This window comes from Marinobacter goseongensis (assembly GCF_023156235.1).
Taxonomy (GTDB): Bacteria; Pseudomonadota; Gammaproteobacteria; order Pseudomonadales; family Oleiphilaceae; genus Marinobacter; species Marinobacter goseongensis.
This window is the reverse complement of sequence record NZ_JAKZAI010000010.1, coordinates 17,546-31,829: the sequence shown is the minus strand read 5'-3', so window position 1 is coordinate 31,829 and position 14,284 is coordinate 17,546. Positions and strand designations below refer to the sequence as shown.

Genomic DNA, 14,284 nt, shown 5'->3' with positions numbered 1-14,284 from the left:
CTTAAAGTACTTCGGGTGCCAGTGAGATAATCTTCATGAACTTCTCGTTACGCAGTTCACGGGTAACCGGTCCGAAGATACGGGTACCAATGGGAGCGTCCTGATTGTTCAGAAGTACCGCCGCGTTACCGTCAAAACGGATCAGCGACCCGTCCGGACGACGCACACCCTTGCGGGTACGTACTACAACAGCCTTCAGGACCTGGCCTTTCTTCACCTTGCCGCGGGGGATGGCTTCCTTGACGGTCACCTTGATGATATCCCCAACGCTCGCATAACGCCGGTGTGAACCGCCCAGGACCTTGATGCACATCACCTGACGCGCACCGCTGTTATCCGCGACTTCAAGCATTGTTTGAGTCTGAATCATGGTTGTTCTCCGGGCGAATTACACCTTGGATGCACGTTCGGTAACTTCCACCAGGGCCCAGCTCTTGGTCTTCGAGACCGGACGGGTTTCCTGGATCGTTACGGTGTCACCGATGTTGCACTGGTTGCTCTCATCGTGAGCATGAATCTTGGTTGAGCGCTTCATGTACTTACCGTACAGAGGGTGCTTCACCTGGCGCTCAACCAGGACAACGATGGATTTCTCCATCTTGTTGCTCACGACCTTGCCGCTCAGAGTTCTGGCAGTTTGGGTAGCTTCGGTCATGTCACTGTCCTGCCTTTTCATTCAATACTGTTTTCACGCGAGCGATGTCGCGCTTCACATTGCCGAGAAGGTGAGACTGATTCAGCTGACCTGTCGCCTTGCGCATGCGCAGGTTGAACTGCTCCTTCAGGAGATCGATCAACTCGCCATTCAGCTCCTCGACGGATTTTTCACGCAGCTCTGTTGCATTCATCACATCACCGTCCTCGTAACAAAGGTGGTCTGTACCGGCAGCTTGGCTGCAGCGAGAGTGAAGGCTTCGCGTGCCACATCTTCGGCAACACCTTCCATCTCATAGAGCATACGGCCAGGCTGAATTTCAGCCACCCAGTACTCGACAGAACCTTTACCTTTACCCATTCGTACTTCGAGCGGCTTACCAGTGATCGGCTTGTCCGGGAACACCCGGATCCAGATCTTACCGCCCCGCTTGATGCGGCGAGTCATGGTACGACGCGCTGCCTCAATCTGGCGCGCAGTTATACGCCCACGGCTGGTCGCCTTCAATCCGTATTCACCGAAGCTCACCTTGTTAGCGCGGTGAGCAAGACCGGTGTTACGGCCTTTCATTACCTTGCGAAATTTGGTGCGTTTTGGTTGCAGCATAAGAGTGCCCCTTTACTTAGAACCTTTCTTCCCAGAGGCTTTCTTGTCAGCACGGACCTGTTCCATACCACCAAGAATCTCACCTTTGAAGATCCATACCTTGACGCCGATAACGCCGTAAGTGGTATGCGCTTCGTAGGTTGCGTAATCAATATCTGCACGCAGAGTGTGCAGAGGTACACGACCTTCGCGATACCACTCGGAACGCGCGATTTCAGCACCCCCGAGACGTCCGCCTACCTGAATCTTGATACCCTTGGCGCCTTGACGCATGGCGTTCTGTACCGCGCGCTTCATGGCACGACGGAACATCACACGACGCTCCAGCTGACCGGCAACGTTTTGCGCTACCAGGCGGGCATCCAGGTCCGGTTTGCGGACTTCTTCGATGTTGATGTGCACAGGCACACCCATCATGTCGCTGACTTCACGACGCAGACGGTCAACATCTTCACCCTTCTTACCGATAACGATACCGGGACGGGCTGTATGGATCGTGATACGGGCGTTCTGAGCAGGGCGCTCGATCACAATCTTGCTGACAGACGCCTTAACCAGACGCTTGTCGAGAAATTCGCGAACCTGAATGTCATTCAGCAGGTTCTTTGCGTATTCCTTTTTATCGGCATACCAGACTGAGTTGTGCTCTTTAATCACACCCAGGCGCATGCCGGTTGGATTTACTTTATGACCCATCTGAGCATCTCCTACTTGTCGGCGACCTTGACGGTGATATGGCAGGTGCGCTTGAAAATCCGGTCAGCGCGCCCCTTGGCTCGAGCTTTGATTCGCTTGAGCGTCGGGCCTTCATCCACCATAACGGTGGAAACCCGCAGATCATCTACGTCCAGGCCTTCGTTGTGCTCAGCATTGGCAATGGCGGACTCAAGAGCTTTCTTGATCACAACCGCTGCCTTTTTTGGGCTGAAAGTCAGAATATTCAGGGCATCCTCAACAGCTTTGCCGCGTACTTGGTCAGCGACAAGACGCGCTTTCTGAGCTGAGAGGCGAGCGCCCTTGTACTTAGCCGCTACTTCCATTTCTATTCCCCTCACAATCAGCGTTTAGCTTTCTTGTCGGCCGCATGACCACGATAAGTACGCGTTGCCGCGAACTCACCCAGTTTATGCCCGACCATATCTTCGGTGACATAAACCGGCACGTGCTGCTTGCCGTTGTGGACTGCAATGGTCAAGCCTACGAACTCCGGGAAGATCGTTGAACGACGGGACCAGGTCTTGATCGGACGCTTGTCGTTCGCTTCCAGAGCTGCCTCGACCTTCTTCAACAGATGCAGGTCTATAAAAGGACCTTTCTTTAAAGAACGTGGCACAGCAATTACCTCTATGTAGTCGTTTACTTGGCTGAACGACGACGTACTATCATCTTGTCAGTACGCTTGTTCTTACGAGTCTTATGCCCTTTGGTCGGAACACCCCACGGAGTAACCGGGTGACGCCCGCCAGAGGTACGCCCTTCACCACCACCATGTGGGTGGTCAACTGGGTTCATAGCAACACCACGTACTGTTGGACGTTTACCGCGCCAACGTGATGCACCCGCTTTACCAAGCTGCTTGAGGCTGTGCTCGCTGTTGGATACTTCACCCAACGTCGCGCGGCAGTCCACAAGCACCTTTCGCATTTCACCTGAGCGCAGGCGGATGGTGGCATATGCACCTTCACGCGCTACCAGCTGTACGGATGCGCCCGCGGAGCGAGCCAGCTGAGCACCTTTGCCAGGCTTGAGTTCGACGCAGTGGATCACAGAACCGACCGGAATGTTCCGGAGCGGAAGTGTAGAACCCACCTTGATCGGCGCGTCGATACCGGAACGCACAGGATCTCCGATCTGCATACCCTTGGGAGCGATGATGTAACGACGCTCGCCATCGGCATACTTCAGGAGCGCAATATGCGCAGAGCGGTTAGGATCGTATTCCAGGCGCTCAATAGTCGCCGGGATACCATCTTTGGTCCGTTTGAAATCGATAACACGGTAGTGCTGCTTGTGGCCACCACCAATGTGACGAGTAGTAATGCGGCCCACATTATTACGGCCACCAGACTTACTCTTTGTTTCTACCAACGGCTCGTATGGGCGCCCTTTGTGCAGATCCGGGTTGTAAAGCTTTACAACGTGACGGCGTCCGGCAGATGTTGGCTTGGTTTTGACGATCGGCATTTTACGACCCCTTTACCTTATTCCACATCCAGAAAATCAATGTCCTGACCTTCCGCAAGCTTCACATAAGCCTTACGAATGTCAGTACGCTTGCCGAAGCCGCGAACGGTACGCTTGAGCTTACCCTTACGGTTCAGAACCTGAACACCTTCGACGGTGACGTTGAACAGTTGCTCAACGGCTTTCTTGATCTCGGGCTTGGTGGCGTCCGGGGCAACCCGGAAAACTACCTGGCCGTGCTCGGCCACCAGAGAAGCTTTTTCAGATACGTGCGGTCCCAGAAGAACCTTGTAAATGCGTTCCTGATTCATCCCAGCATCTCCTCGATCTTCTTCAGAGCGGGAACAGTCACCACGACCTTCTCGTAGGCTACCAGGCTCACCGGATCCAGACCGGCAACGTCACGCACATCAACGTGCGGAATGTTGCGGGAGGCCAGATGCAGGTTCTGCTCAACACTGTCAGACAGAATCAGTGCGTTATTCACGCCCAGATCCTTCAGCTTGGCAGTAAAAGCCTTGGTCTTGGGTGTGTCGACGTTGATGTCGTCAACCACAACCAGACGCTCTTGGCGAACCAGCTCGGAAAAAATGGAGCGCATCGCTGCGCGGTACATTTTACGGTTGACCTTCTGCTCGAAATCACGGGGCTTCGCAGCAAAGGTCACACCACCGGAGCGCCAGATCGGGCTACGGATGGTACCGGCACGGGCACGACCGGTGCCCTTCTGACGCCACGGCTTCTTACCACCGCCACTGACTTCTGAACGCGTCTTCTGAGCCTTGGTACCCTGACGGCCGGCTGCCATATAAGCAGTAACCACCTGGTGAACCAGCGACTCGTTAAAATCTTTGGCAAATGCGGCATCGGAAACAGAAATTCCTTTACCGCTACCTGTAATAGTCAATTCCATCGAACCGCTCCTCAGGCTTTAACTGCAGGCTTGATGACAACGTTACCGCCGGTCGCGCCGGGGACGGCACCACTTACCAGCAGAAGGTTGCGCTCGGCGTCGACACGGACAATCTTCAGGTTCTGCACAGTGACCTGCGCATTACCCATTTGGCCCGCCATCTTCTTGCCCTTGAACACCTTACCCGGAGTCTGGTTCTGACCGATGGAACCCGGAGCACGATGCGACAGTGAGTTACCGTGAGTGGCGTCCTGCATGGAGAAGTTCCAGCGCTTAACACCGCCCTGGAAACCTTTACCCTTGGACTGACCAGTGGCATCTACAATCTGACCGTCTTCGAAGACAGAAGCAGTGATCTCGCCGCCGGCTACGAGGTCTTCACCTTCGCCGTCAGCCAGACGGAATTCCCACATACCACGCCCGGCTTCAACACCGGCTTTGGCATAGTGGCCCGCTTCGCTCTTGGTCACACGAGAGGAACGACGAGCACCGACGGTTACCTGAACCGCACGATAGCCATCGCTTTCAAGAGATTTAAGTTGGGTAATGCGGTTGGGCTCAACCTCGATTACCGTCACGGGCAGCGCCTGCCCATCTTCCGTAAAAATACGGGTCATACCGGCCTTACGACCGACAACACCAATTGCCATGTTTCACCTCTTAAGTGTACGGGGCTCTCACCCTCTATGGCCTTATGACAGTTACACAGATTAATACCGGGCGGTATTAACCGAGGCTGATCTGAACGTCTACACCTGCTGCCAGGTCCAACTTCATCAAAGCATCTACTGTCTTTTCCGTCGGCTCAACAATGTCGAGCAAACGCTTATGAGTACGAATTTCATACTGATCACGCGCGTCTTTATTGACGTGCGGGGAAACCAGAATGGTGTACTTTTCCTTCCGCGTCGGCAGAGGGATAGGCCCACGAACTTGAGCGCCGGTCCGCTTAGCGGTATCGACGATCTCCTGCGTGGACTGGTCGATCAGACGATAATCAAACGCCTTCAACCGGATTCGAATTTTTTGGCTTTGCATGATGCACCCAAACTCCACTCGTAGCAGCTACTTGACTAGCCGACCTTCAAAAAAAGGAGCCGCATTGTATGCATAATACCCAACCGTGTCAACTGCCATGCAGATTGACCCGGTCGGGTAACATATGCGGCTTTAACAGAAAAAGGGGCTGAAGTTTCAGCCCCTTTTTCCTGGACCAATCGAGCGACTTACTCGATGATCTTGGAGACCACGCCGGCACCAACGGTACGGCCACCTTCGCGAATCGCGAAGCGCAGACCATCTTCCATGGCGATCGGAGCGATCAGGGTAACACTCATCTTGACGTTGTCACCCGGCATTACCATTTCCACACCTTCCGGCAGTTCGCAAGAACCGGTTACGTCGGTGGTACGGAAGTAGAACTGCGGACGATAGCCCTTGAAGAACGGAGTATGACGGCCGCCTTCTTCTTTGGACAGTACGTACACTTCACACTCGAACTTGGTGTGCGGCTTGATGGTTCCCGGCTTGCACAAAACCTGACCACGCTCAACGTCGTCACGCTTGGTACCACGCAGCAGAACACCTACGTTCTCACCGGCACGACCTTCGTCCAGCAGCTTGCGGAACATCTCAACGCCGGTGCAGGTCGTTTTGACGGTATCCTTGATACCAACAATCTCGATCTCTTCACCAACCTTTACAACACCACGCTCAACACGACCGGTCACAACAGTACCACGACCCGAGATGGAGAATACGTCCTCGATCGGCATCAGGAACGGCTGATCGATAGCTCGCTCCGGCTCAGGGATGTAGTCGTCCAGGGCTTCTACCAGCTTCTTCACAGCGGTAGTACCCATTTCGTTGTCGTCTTTGCCTTCCAGCGCCATCAGCGCAGAACCGGTGATGATCGGAGTGTCGTCACCCGGGAAGTCGTACTGGCTCAGCAGATCACGAACTTCCATCTCAACCAGCTCCAGCAGCTCTTCATCGTCTACCATGTCCGCTTTGTTCAGGAACACAACGATGAAAGGAACGCCTACCTGACGGGACAGCAGGATGTGCTCACGAGTCTGCGGCATGGGGCCGTCAGCTGCGGAACACACCAGAATCGCGCCGTCCATCTGCGCCGCACCAGTGATCATGTTCTTCACATAGTCAGCGTGGCCCGGGCAGTCTACGTGGGCGTAGTGGCGAGTCGGTGAATCGTACTCAACGTGAGAGGTCGCGATGGTGATACCACGCGCACGCTCTTCCGGTGCGTTATCGATCTGGTCGAACGCACGGCTCTCGCCGGTGCCCCATACTTCGTGACATACACGGGTCAGGGCTGCGGTCAGAGTGGTTTTACCATGGTCTACGTGACCGATGGTGCCCACGTTCAAGTGCGGCTTACTACGCTCAAATTTTGATTTAGACACGGTTACACCTCTTCCTGTTTCTTAAGTCCTGGGGATCAACCCTTTTTAATGATCGCTTCGGCAATGTTCGAGGGAGCTTCCATGTAACGGGAGAACTCCATCGCATAAGACGCACGACCCTGAGTTGCTGAACGCAGGTCGGTGGCGTAACCGAACATTTCCGACAACGGAACTTCTGCACGGATGACTTTGCCCGCGGGGCCTTCATCCATTCCCTGAATCAGGCCGCGACGACGGTTCAAATCACCGACGACGTCACCCATGTAATCCTCAGGGCTAACGACTTCAACTCTCATGATCGGCTCGAGAAGCGCAGGATTGGCTTCCAGAGCACCTTTCTTCATCGCCATGGAACCGGCGATTTTGAAAGCCATCTCGTTGGAGTCAACATCGTGATACGAGCCGTCGTACAGGGTTGCCTTGATGCGCAGCAGCGGATAACCGGCCAGACAGCCGTTCTGCATCTGCTCGGAAATACCCTGCTGAACCGCCGGGATGTATTCCTTCGGAACCACACCACCAACAATCTCGTTCACAAAGATAAAGTTTTCGCCATCTTCGTCATCCAGCGGCAGCGGCTCAAGCTTGATCTTGACGTGACCGTACTGACCACGACCGCCAGACTGGCGAACAAACTTGCCTTCCACGTCAACCGGCTTGCGGATGCACTCGCGGTAAGCAACCTGCGGCTTACCGATGTTGGCCTCAACTTTGAACTCGCGACGCATGCGGTCAACGATGATATCAAGGTGAAGCTCGCCCATCCCGGAGATGATGGTCTGGCCGGACTCTTCGTCAGTGCGAACACGGAACGAAGGATCTTCCTGGGCCAGCTTGCCGAGGGCTACACCCATCTTTTCCTGGTCCGCCTTGGACTTCGGCTCTACCGCGACAGAGATAACCGGCTCCGGGAATTCCATGCGCTCGAGAATGATCTTGTGGTTCTCGTCACACAGGGTATCACCGGTGGTCACGCTCTTGAGGCCGATCGCCGCAGCGATGTCACCGGCGAGCACTTCCTTGATTTCCTGACGATCCTTGGAGTGCATCTGCACCATACGACCGACGCGCTCTTTCTTGCCCTTGACCGAGTTGTATACTGCGTTGCCGGACTCAAGCTTACCGGAATAGACCCGGAAGAACGTCAGAGTACCAACGAAAGGGTCAGTCGCGATCTTGAACGCCAGGGCAGAAAACGGCGCATCGTCGTCAGCCTGACGGGTCTCTTCGGTGCCGTCTTCGTCAATCTCACCACGAATGGCCTTGACTTCGTCCGGGGCCGGCAGGAATTCGATAACCGAGTCCAGAACCGCCTGCACACCTTTGTTCTTGAATGCAGAGCCACAGGTAGCCACAACGATTTCGTTGGCGAGGGTGCGCATACGCAGCCCTTTCTTGATGTCGTCGTTGGACAGCTCGCCCTCGTCGAGGTAGCGCTCCATCAACTCTTCATTGGCCTCGGCGGCCGCTTCCATCATCTGCTCACGGTACATGGCGACTTCATCAGCCATTTCCGCGGGCACGTCTTTTTCATCGTAGGTTGCACCGGAATCGGCTTCGTTCCAGTAGATCGCCTTGTTACGAATCAGGTCGATGATGCCGGCAAAGTTCTCTTCAGCGCCGATCGGCAACTGAATCGGAACGGCGTTCGCACCCAGACGGTTCTTGATCTGGTCAACAACCCGCAGGAAGTTTGCACCGGCACGGTCCATCTTGTTGACGAACACCATGCGGGGAACTTCGTACTTGTTGGCCTGACGCCATACCGTCTCGGACTGCGGCTCAACACCGGAGGAACCACAGAACACCACAACTGCGCCGTCGAGAACACGCAGTGAACGCTCTACTTCGATGGTGAAGTCAACGTGCCCCGGGGTGTCGATGATGTTGATCCGGTGCTCCGGATACTGCTTGTCCATGCCCTGCCAGAAACAGGTCGTCGCAGCAGAGGTGATGGTAATACCACGCTCCTGCTCCTGCTCCATCCAGTCCATGGTAGCTGCACCATCATGAACCTCACCGATCTTGTGCGAGATACCTGTGTAAAACCGCACCCGCTCGGTGGTTGTGGTTTTGCCCGCATCAACGTGCGCACAAATACCAATGTTTCTGTAACGCTTGATAGGAGTCTTGCGTGCCACTGTATAAACCTCGGCTGATTAGAAACGGAAGTGAGAGAACGCCTTGTTGGCTTCTGCCATGCGGTGTACGTCTTCACGCTTCTTAACAGCGGAGCCTTTGCTGTCAGCGGCGTCAAGAATCTCACCTGCCAGACGCTGAGCCATGGACTTCTCACCGCGCTTCCGTGAATATTCTACGAGCCAGCGCATCGCCAGCGCGTTCTGACGGGAAGGCCGTACTTCTACAGGTACCTGGTAAGTAGCACCACCCACACGACGGGATTTAACCTCGACCATCGGCTGGATGTTCTCCAGGGCCTTCTCGAACATGTCGATCGGCTCTTCCTTCGATTTCTCGGCAACGATGTCCAGGGCGCCGTAAACAATGCGCTCTGCAACTGACTTCTTGCCGCTTTCCATCACGTGGTTGATGAACTTGGCAAGACGTGCACTGCCGAATTTAGGATCCGGGATAATTTCCCGCTTTGCTGCAACTCTTCTTCTAGGCATCGATAAGCCCTTATCTAATTAAAGGTCTTCAGGAACCCCTGAGATAGCATCAGCTACTCAGCCTTACTCTTACCGTTCTGACAAGCAACGATAAAAGACACCCGCTCGGGACATCAGGACTTGGGTCGTTTTGCACCGTACTTGGAGCGGCCCTGCTTACGGTTCTGTACACCCTGGGTGTCCAGTGTTCCGCGAACAGTGTGATAGCGCACACCCGGAAGGTCTTTTACTCGACCGCCACGGATCAGCACAACACTGTGCTCCTGAAGGTTGTGACCTTCACCACCAATGTATGAGGAAACCTCGAAGCCGTTGGTCAGACGAACACGGCACACTTTACGCAGTGCTGAGTTCGGCTTCTTCGGCGTTGTAGTGTATACACGAGTGCACACACCACGGCGCTGAGGACAAGCCTGGAGAGCAGGAACATCGCTCTTGGCTACCTTGCGCTTACGAGGCTTACGCACCAACTGATTAATCGTTGCCATGTAAGCAAACTCCAAAAAACCATATCAATGAAACTTGCCCCCAGAAGCTGGGGGCAAAATTTAAGGGACGCAAGTTTAAGCCTGCGCCCCTGCACAGTCAAGATGACTGATCTCTTTTTGACCACCCGCGGCATAGGTAACTACCGGCGGGTGGTGCTCACCCAACTCAGCTTTCGCGGTTGAGTTCGGCGCTCAGAGCTTCTTCCACATCGGCTGCAGTCACGCCCTGCTCTTCCAGGTCACGCTTGCGGCGACGCGCGCTGTGATAAGCCAGACCGGTACCCGCAGGAATCAGTCGACCAACCACAACGTTTTCTTTCAGGCCCCGCAGGTAATCGCGCTTGCCAGTAACGGCACCTTCGGTGAGTACCCGGGTGGTTTCCTGGAACGATGCCGCCGAAATGAACGACTCGGTTGCCAGGGACGCCTTGGTAATACCCAACAACAGGCGCTCGAACCGTGCCGGCTCCTTGTCTGCGGTGTTGGCCTTCTCGTTTTCTTCCAGAACCTGGGTAATCTCTACCTGGTCACCGGACAGCAGCGTGGTATCACCCGGATCGCTGATTTCCACTTTACGCAGCATCTGACGAACGATAACTTCGATGTGTTTATCGTTGATGACAACGCCCTGCAGACGGTAAACGTCCTGGATTTCGTTGGTGATGTACTTGGCCAGCTCGACCACGCCCAGCAGACGCAGAATGTCGTGCGGGTTGGACGGACCGTCGGAAATCACCTCACCCTTCTCAACCGTTTCGCCTTCGAACACGTTCATCTGGCGATGCTTCGGGATCAGAACCTCATAGGCGTCCGCATCTTTCGGTGTAATCACCAGACGCTTCTTGCCTTTGGTTTCCTTACCGAAGGAGACCGTGCCGCTGATCTCCGCCAGGATGGACGACTCTTTCGGACGACGCGCCTCGAACAGGTCGGCAACACGGGGCAGACCACCGGTGATGTCGCGGGTCTTCGAGCTTTCCTGCGGAATACGCGCAACCACATCACCCAGCTCGACGTTTGCACCGTTTGCCATGGTGACCAGGGCGTTAGCCGGCAGGAAGAAGATCGCTGTGCCGCCAGCAGGCAGCTCGACATCGTCGCCCTTCGCGTCCAACAGCTGAATGGCAGGACGGATGTCCTTGCCGGCCGCCGGCCGCTCTTTGGAGTCGATCACTTCCATCGTGGACAGGCCGGTCAGCTCGTCAGTCTGGGTGCGGACGGTGATGCCCTGATCCATGTTGACGAACTTCGCGGTACCACTGGCTTCGGCGATGATCGGGTGCGTGTGGGGATCCCACTTGGCAACCACGACACCCGCTTCCACCGCGTCACCGTGCTTGACGGACAGCACCGCACCGTATGGCAGCTTGTACCACTCGCGCTCACGACCCTGATCATCGGCAACAGCCAGTGCAGAGGAGCGGGAGATGACCACCAGGGAACCGTCGGTCTTCTCGATGGACTTCAGGTTGTGCAGGCGGACAGTACCACCGTGCTTGACCTGAATGTTGTCCACCGCAGAGGCCCGGCTGGCAGCACCACCAATGTGGAAGGTACGCATGGTGAGCTGGGTACCCGGCTCGCCGATGGACTGGGCCGCGATAACCCCGACGGCCTCACCCACGTTGACTCGGTGGCCACGGGCCAGATCCCGGCCGTAACACTTGGAACAGATGCCGTGGCGGGTCTCACAGGTGATCGCGGAGCGCACCCAGACTTCATCGACACCGGCACGCTCCAGTGTTTCGACCGTCTTCTCGTCGAGCAACGTGCCGGACTCAACAACGGCGTTGTCTTTGTCGGTCGGGGTAAAGGCGGCACGCGCCGTTACACGACCCAGCACGCGATCGCCCAGCGGCACAACCACGTCGCCGCCTTCGATGTGCGGCGTCATCAGCAGGCCTTCGTCGGTACCACAGTCTTCCTCGGTCACGACCAGATCCTGGGACACGTCAACCAAACGACGGGTCAGGTAACCGGAGTTCGCGGTCTTCAGTGCGGTATCCGCCAGACCTTTACGAGCACCGTGGGTGGAGATGAAGTACTGGAGTACGTTCAGACCCTCACGGAAGTTCGCAGTAATCGGCGTTTCAATGATGGAGCCATCCGGCTTGGCCATCAGGCCACGCATACCGGCGAGCTGACGAATCTGGGCCGCGGAACCCCGGGCGCCGGAATCAGCCATCATGTACACGGAGTTGAACGACTCCTGCATCTCGTATTCGCCGTCCTCACCCTTGACCGGCTTGCCATCAGGACCAATCACCTGCTCTTTTGACAGGCGCTCCATCATGGCTTTGGAGACCTTGTCGTTGGCACGGGACCAGATGTCGATAACCTTGTTGTACTTCTCGCCCTGAGTCAGCAGACCGGACGCATACTGGGTTTCGATATCCTTCACTTCGTCCGAGGCAGCATCCACCAGCTCGTACTTCTCCGGCGGGATCTCGAAATCGTTGAAACCGATAGAGATGCCGGAAACCGTGGCGTAGTGATACCCCATGTACATCAGCTGATCCGCAAAGATCACGGTGTCTTTCAGACCGGCATCACGGTAGCAGGTGTTGATCAGGTTGGAGATCGCCTTCTTGACCATCGGCTTGTTGACCAGGTCAAACGACAGACCGTCCGGCACGATATCAAACAGCAGCGCGCGGCCAACCGTGGTGTCGACAATCTTGTACGCCTCGGTGCGCTCGCCACTCTCGTGGATGGTTACTTCCTTCACGCGCACCTTGACGATGGCCTGAAGATCCACCTTGCCGGCGCCATAAGCACGATGCGCCTCTTTGACATCCGCAAACACCATGCCTTCACCGAGGGCGCTCTTGCGCTCACGGGTCATGTAGTACAGACCCAGGACCACGTCCTGGGACGGCACGATGATTGGCTCGCCGTTGGCGGGCGACAGCACGTTGTTGGTGGACATCATCAAAGCACGGGCTTCGAGCTGGGCTTCCAGGGTCAGCGGCACGTGGACCGCCATCTGGTCACCGTCAAAGTCGGCGTTGTACGCCGCACACACCAGCGGGTGCAGCTGGATGGCCTTGCCTTCGATCAGTACCGGCTCGAAGGCCTGAATACCGAGACGGTGCAGCGTCGGCGCCCGGTTCAGCATGATCGGGTGCTCACGAATGACTTCGTCCAGGATATCCCAGACCACGCCTTCCTCGCGCTCGACCATCTTCTTGGCCGCCTTGATCGTGGTCGCCAGACCGCGATGCTCCAGCTTGGAGAAAATAAACGGCTTGAACAGCTCCAGCGCCATCTTCTTGGGCAGACCGCACTGATGCAGGCGCAGGTAAGGCCCGACCACGATGACCGAACGGCCGGAGTAGTCTACCCGCTTACCCAGCAGGTTCTGACGGAATCGACCCTGCTTACCCTTGATCATGTCAGCCAGGGACTTCAGCGGGCGCTTGTTGGTACCGGTGATGGCACGACCGCGACGGCCGTTGTCCAGCAGCGCGTCGACAGCTTCCTGCAGCATGCGCTTCTCGTTGCGCACGATGATGTCCGGGGCATTCAGCTCCAGCAGGCGCTTGAGACGGTTGTTGCGGTTGATCACCCGACGGTACAGATCGTTCAGATCCGAGGTGGCAAAGCGACCACCGTCCAGCGGAACCAGCGGACGCAGATCTGGCGGCAGAACCGGCAGTACGGTCATCACCATGTCGCCCGGCTTGTTGCCGGAGTACAGGAAAGCCTCAAGAATCTTCAGACGCTTGCTGAATTTCTTGATCTTGGTTTCCGAGTTGGTCTGCGGAATTTCTTCACGCAGCGAATCCACTTCGGCCTGCAGATCGATGCCTTCAAGAAGCTCTTTGACCGCTTCGGCACCCATGCGGGCGTCGAACTCGTCACCGAACTCTTCCAGAGCCTCATAGTACTGTTCGTCGTTCAGCAACTGACCCTTTTCGAGGGTGGTCATGCCCGGGTCGATCACAATGAACGACTCAAAATACAACACCCGCTCGATATCGCGCAGTGTCATGTCGAGCATCAGACCGATACGGGACGGCAGCGACTTGAGGAACCAGATGTGCGCCACCGGGCTCGCCAGTTCAATGTGGCCCATGCGCTCACGGCGCACGCTGGCCAGCGCGACTTCGACGCCGCACTTTTCACAGATTACACCGCGATGCTTCAGGCGCTTGTACTTGCCGCACAGGCATTCGTAATCCTTGATCGGGCCAAAAATCTTGGCGCAGAACAGACCGTCGCGCTCAGGCTTGAAGGTACGGTAGTTGATAGTCTCAGGCTTTTTGACTTCGCCAAAAGACCATGACCGAATCATGTCGGGAGATGCCAGCCCGATACGGATGGCATCAAATTCCTTGCTTTGATTCTGGCTCTTGAGAAGATTCAGCAAATCTTTCATCAGT

At 55.9% G+C, this 14,284-nt stretch carries 17 protein-coding genes; all 17 read right to left on the bottom strand.

Annotated features, from left to right (window positions below):
• Position 1 precedes the first annotated feature (1 nt).
• A complete protein-coding gene (gene rplN, locus MLC70_RS10580; RefSeq protein ID WP_007154005.1) occupies positions 2-370 on the bottom strand; it encodes a 50S ribosomal protein L14 in 369 nt (122 codons plus the stop codon).
• 18 nt (positions 371-388) lie between these two features.
• A complete protein-coding gene (rpsQ, locus tag MLC70_RS10575) occupies positions 389-655 on the bottom strand; it encodes a 30S ribosomal protein S17 (protein ID WP_008174879.1) in 267 nt (88 codons plus the stop codon).
• 1 nt (position 656) lies between these two features.
• On the bottom strand, positions 657-848 hold the full coding sequence (gene rpmC, locus MLC70_RS10570) for a 50S ribosomal protein L29 (RefSeq protein ID WP_248183822.1): 192 nt from the start codon (positions 846-848) through the stop codon (positions 657-659).
• Positions 848-1,261 (bottom strand): 50S ribosomal protein L16, encoded by a 414-nt coding sequence (gene rplP, locus MLC70_RS10565; protein ID WP_048497744.1) that lies wholly within the window; start codon positions 1,259-1,261, stop codon positions 848-850. Before rplP ends, rpmC begins: the two co-directional genes overlap by 1 nt.
• Before the next feature lie 12 nt (positions 1,262-1,273).
• Positions 1,274-1,957: a 30S ribosomal protein S3 gene (gene rpsC, locus MLC70_RS10560; protein ID WP_048497743.1), complete on the bottom strand. Its 684-nt coding sequence runs from the start codon at positions 1,955-1,957 to the stop codon at positions 1,274-1,276.
• A gap of 11 nt (positions 1,958-1,968) precedes the next feature.
• Positions 1,969-2,301: a 50S ribosomal protein L22 gene (gene rplV / locus MLC70_RS10555; protein WP_008940674.1), complete on the bottom strand. Its 333-nt coding sequence runs from the start codon at positions 2,299-2,301 to the stop codon at positions 1,969-1,971.
• Between the two features lie 17 nt (positions 2,302-2,318).
• Positions 2,319-2,594: a 30S ribosomal protein S19 gene (gene rpsS / locus MLC70_RS10550; RefSeq protein ID WP_012139770.1), complete on the bottom strand. Its 276-nt coding sequence runs from the start codon at positions 2,592-2,594 to the stop codon at positions 2,319-2,321.
• Positions 2,595-2,617: 23 nt separating this feature from the next.
• Positions 2,618-3,445: a 50S ribosomal protein L2 gene (gene rplB / locus MLC70_RS10545; protein WP_213478390.1), complete on the bottom strand. Its 828-nt coding sequence runs from the start codon at positions 3,443-3,445 to the stop codon at positions 2,618-2,620.
• 17 nt (positions 3,446-3,462) lie between these two features.
• A complete protein-coding gene (rplW, locus tag MLC70_RS10540) occupies positions 3,463-3,756 on the bottom strand; it encodes a 50S ribosomal protein L23 (protein WP_248183655.1) in 294 nt (97 codons plus the stop codon).
• Entirely contained in the window at positions 3,753-4,358 is a 606-nt protein-coding gene (gene rplD, locus MLC70_RS10535; protein ID WP_248183654.1) for a 50S ribosomal protein L4, read from the bottom strand. Before rplD ends, rplW begins: the two co-directional genes overlap by 4 nt.
• Before the next feature lie 11 nt (positions 4,359-4,369).
• Positions 4,370-5,008, bottom strand: a complete 639-nt coding sequence (rplC, locus tag MLC70_RS10530; RefSeq protein WP_248183653.1) for a 50S ribosomal protein L3 — start codon at positions 5,006-5,008, stop codon at positions 4,370-4,372.
• A 76-nt stretch (positions 5,009-5,084) separates the two neighbouring features.
• Positions 5,085-5,396, bottom strand: a complete 312-nt coding sequence (rpsJ, locus tag MLC70_RS10525; protein WP_041341420.1) for a 30S ribosomal protein S10 — start codon at positions 5,394-5,396, stop codon at positions 5,085-5,087.
• 188 nt (positions 5,397-5,584) lie between these two features.
• Positions 5,585-6,781, bottom strand: coding sequence for an elongation factor Tu (gene tuf, locus MLC70_RS10520; RefSeq protein ID WP_248183643.1), 1,197 nt, complete (start codon positions 6,779-6,781; stop codon positions 5,585-5,587).
• Positions 6,782-6,816: 35 nt separating this feature from the next.
• Positions 6,817-8,922 carry an elongation factor G gene (fusA, locus tag MLC70_RS10515; protein WP_248183652.1) on the bottom strand — a complete coding sequence of 702 codons (2,106 nt, stop codon included), beginning with the start codon at positions 8,920-8,922 and terminating at the stop codon, positions 6,817-6,819.
• Between the two features lie 18 nt (positions 8,923-8,940).
• A complete protein-coding gene (gene rpsG / locus MLC70_RS10510; protein WP_048497735.1) occupies positions 8,941-9,411 on the bottom strand; it encodes a 30S ribosomal protein S7 in 471 nt (156 codons plus the stop codon).
• Positions 9,412-9,524: 113 nt separating this feature from the next.
• On the bottom strand, positions 9,525-9,899 hold the full coding sequence (gene rpsL / locus MLC70_RS10505) for a 30S ribosomal protein S12 (RefSeq protein ID WP_012139854.1): 375 nt from the start codon (positions 9,897-9,899) through the stop codon (positions 9,525-9,527).
• A gap of 166 nt (positions 9,900-10,065) precedes the next feature.
• Positions 10,066-14,280, bottom strand: coding sequence for a DNA-directed RNA polymerase subunit beta' (gene rpoC, locus MLC70_RS10500; RefSeq protein ID WP_248183651.1), 4,215 nt, complete (start codon positions 14,278-14,280; stop codon positions 10,066-10,068).
• Between the last annotated feature and the right edge of the window lie 4 nt (positions 14,281-14,284).

Excerpts from the sequence above, each read along its gene's own strand:
- rplN (WP_007154005.1), bottom strand. The coding sequence starts at position 370 with ATGATTCAGACTCAAACAATGCTTGAAGTCGCGGATAACAGCGGTGCG.
- rpsQ (WP_008174879.1), bottom strand. The coding sequence starts at position 655 with ATGACCGAAGCTACCCAAACTGCCAGAACTCTGAGCGGCAAGGTCGTG.
- rpmC (WP_248183822.1), bottom strand. The coding sequence starts at position 848 with ATGAATGCAACAGAGCTGCGTGAAAAATCCGTCGAGGAGCTGAATGGC.
- rplP (WP_048497744.1), bottom strand. The coding sequence starts at position 1,261 with ATGCTGCAACCAAAACGCACCAAATTTCGCAAGGTAATGAAAGGCCGT.
- rpsC (WP_048497743.1), bottom strand. The coding sequence starts at position 1,957 with ATGGGTCATAAAGTAAATCCAACCGGCATGCGCCTGGGTGTGATTAAA.
- rplV (WP_008940674.1), bottom strand. The coding sequence starts at position 2,301 with ATGGAAGTAGCGGCTAAGTACAAGGGCGCTCGCCTCTCAGCTCAGAAA.
- rplB (WP_213478390.1), bottom strand. The coding sequence starts at position 3,445 with ATGCCGATCGTCAAAACCAAGCCAACATCTGCCGGACGCCGTCACGTT.
- rplW (WP_248183655.1), bottom strand. The coding sequence starts at position 3,756 with ATGAATCAGGAACGCATTTACAAGGTTCTTCTGGGACCGCACGTATCT.
- rplD (WP_248183654.1), bottom strand. The coding sequence starts at position 4,358 with ATGGAATTGACTATTACAGGTAGCGGTAAAGGAATTTCTGTTTCCGAT.
- rplC (WP_248183653.1), bottom strand. The coding sequence starts at position 5,008 with ATGGCAATTGGTGTTGTCGGTCGTAAGGCCGGTATGACCCGTATTTTT.
- rpsJ (WP_041341420.1), bottom strand. The coding sequence starts at position 5,396 with ATGCAAAGCCAAAAAATTCGAATCCGGTTGAAGGCGTTTGATTATCGT.
- rpsG (WP_048497735.1), bottom strand. The coding sequence starts at position 9,411 with ATGCCTAGAAGAAGAGTTGCAGCAAAGCGGGAAATTATCCCGGATCCT.
- rpsL (WP_012139854.1), bottom strand. The coding sequence starts at position 9,899 with ATGGCAACGATTAATCAGTTGGTGCGTAAGCCTCGTAAGCGCAAGGTA.
- rpoC (WP_248183651.1), bottom strand. The coding sequence starts at position 14,280 with ATGAAAGATTTGCTGAATCTTCTCAAGAGCCAGAATCAAAGCAAGGAA.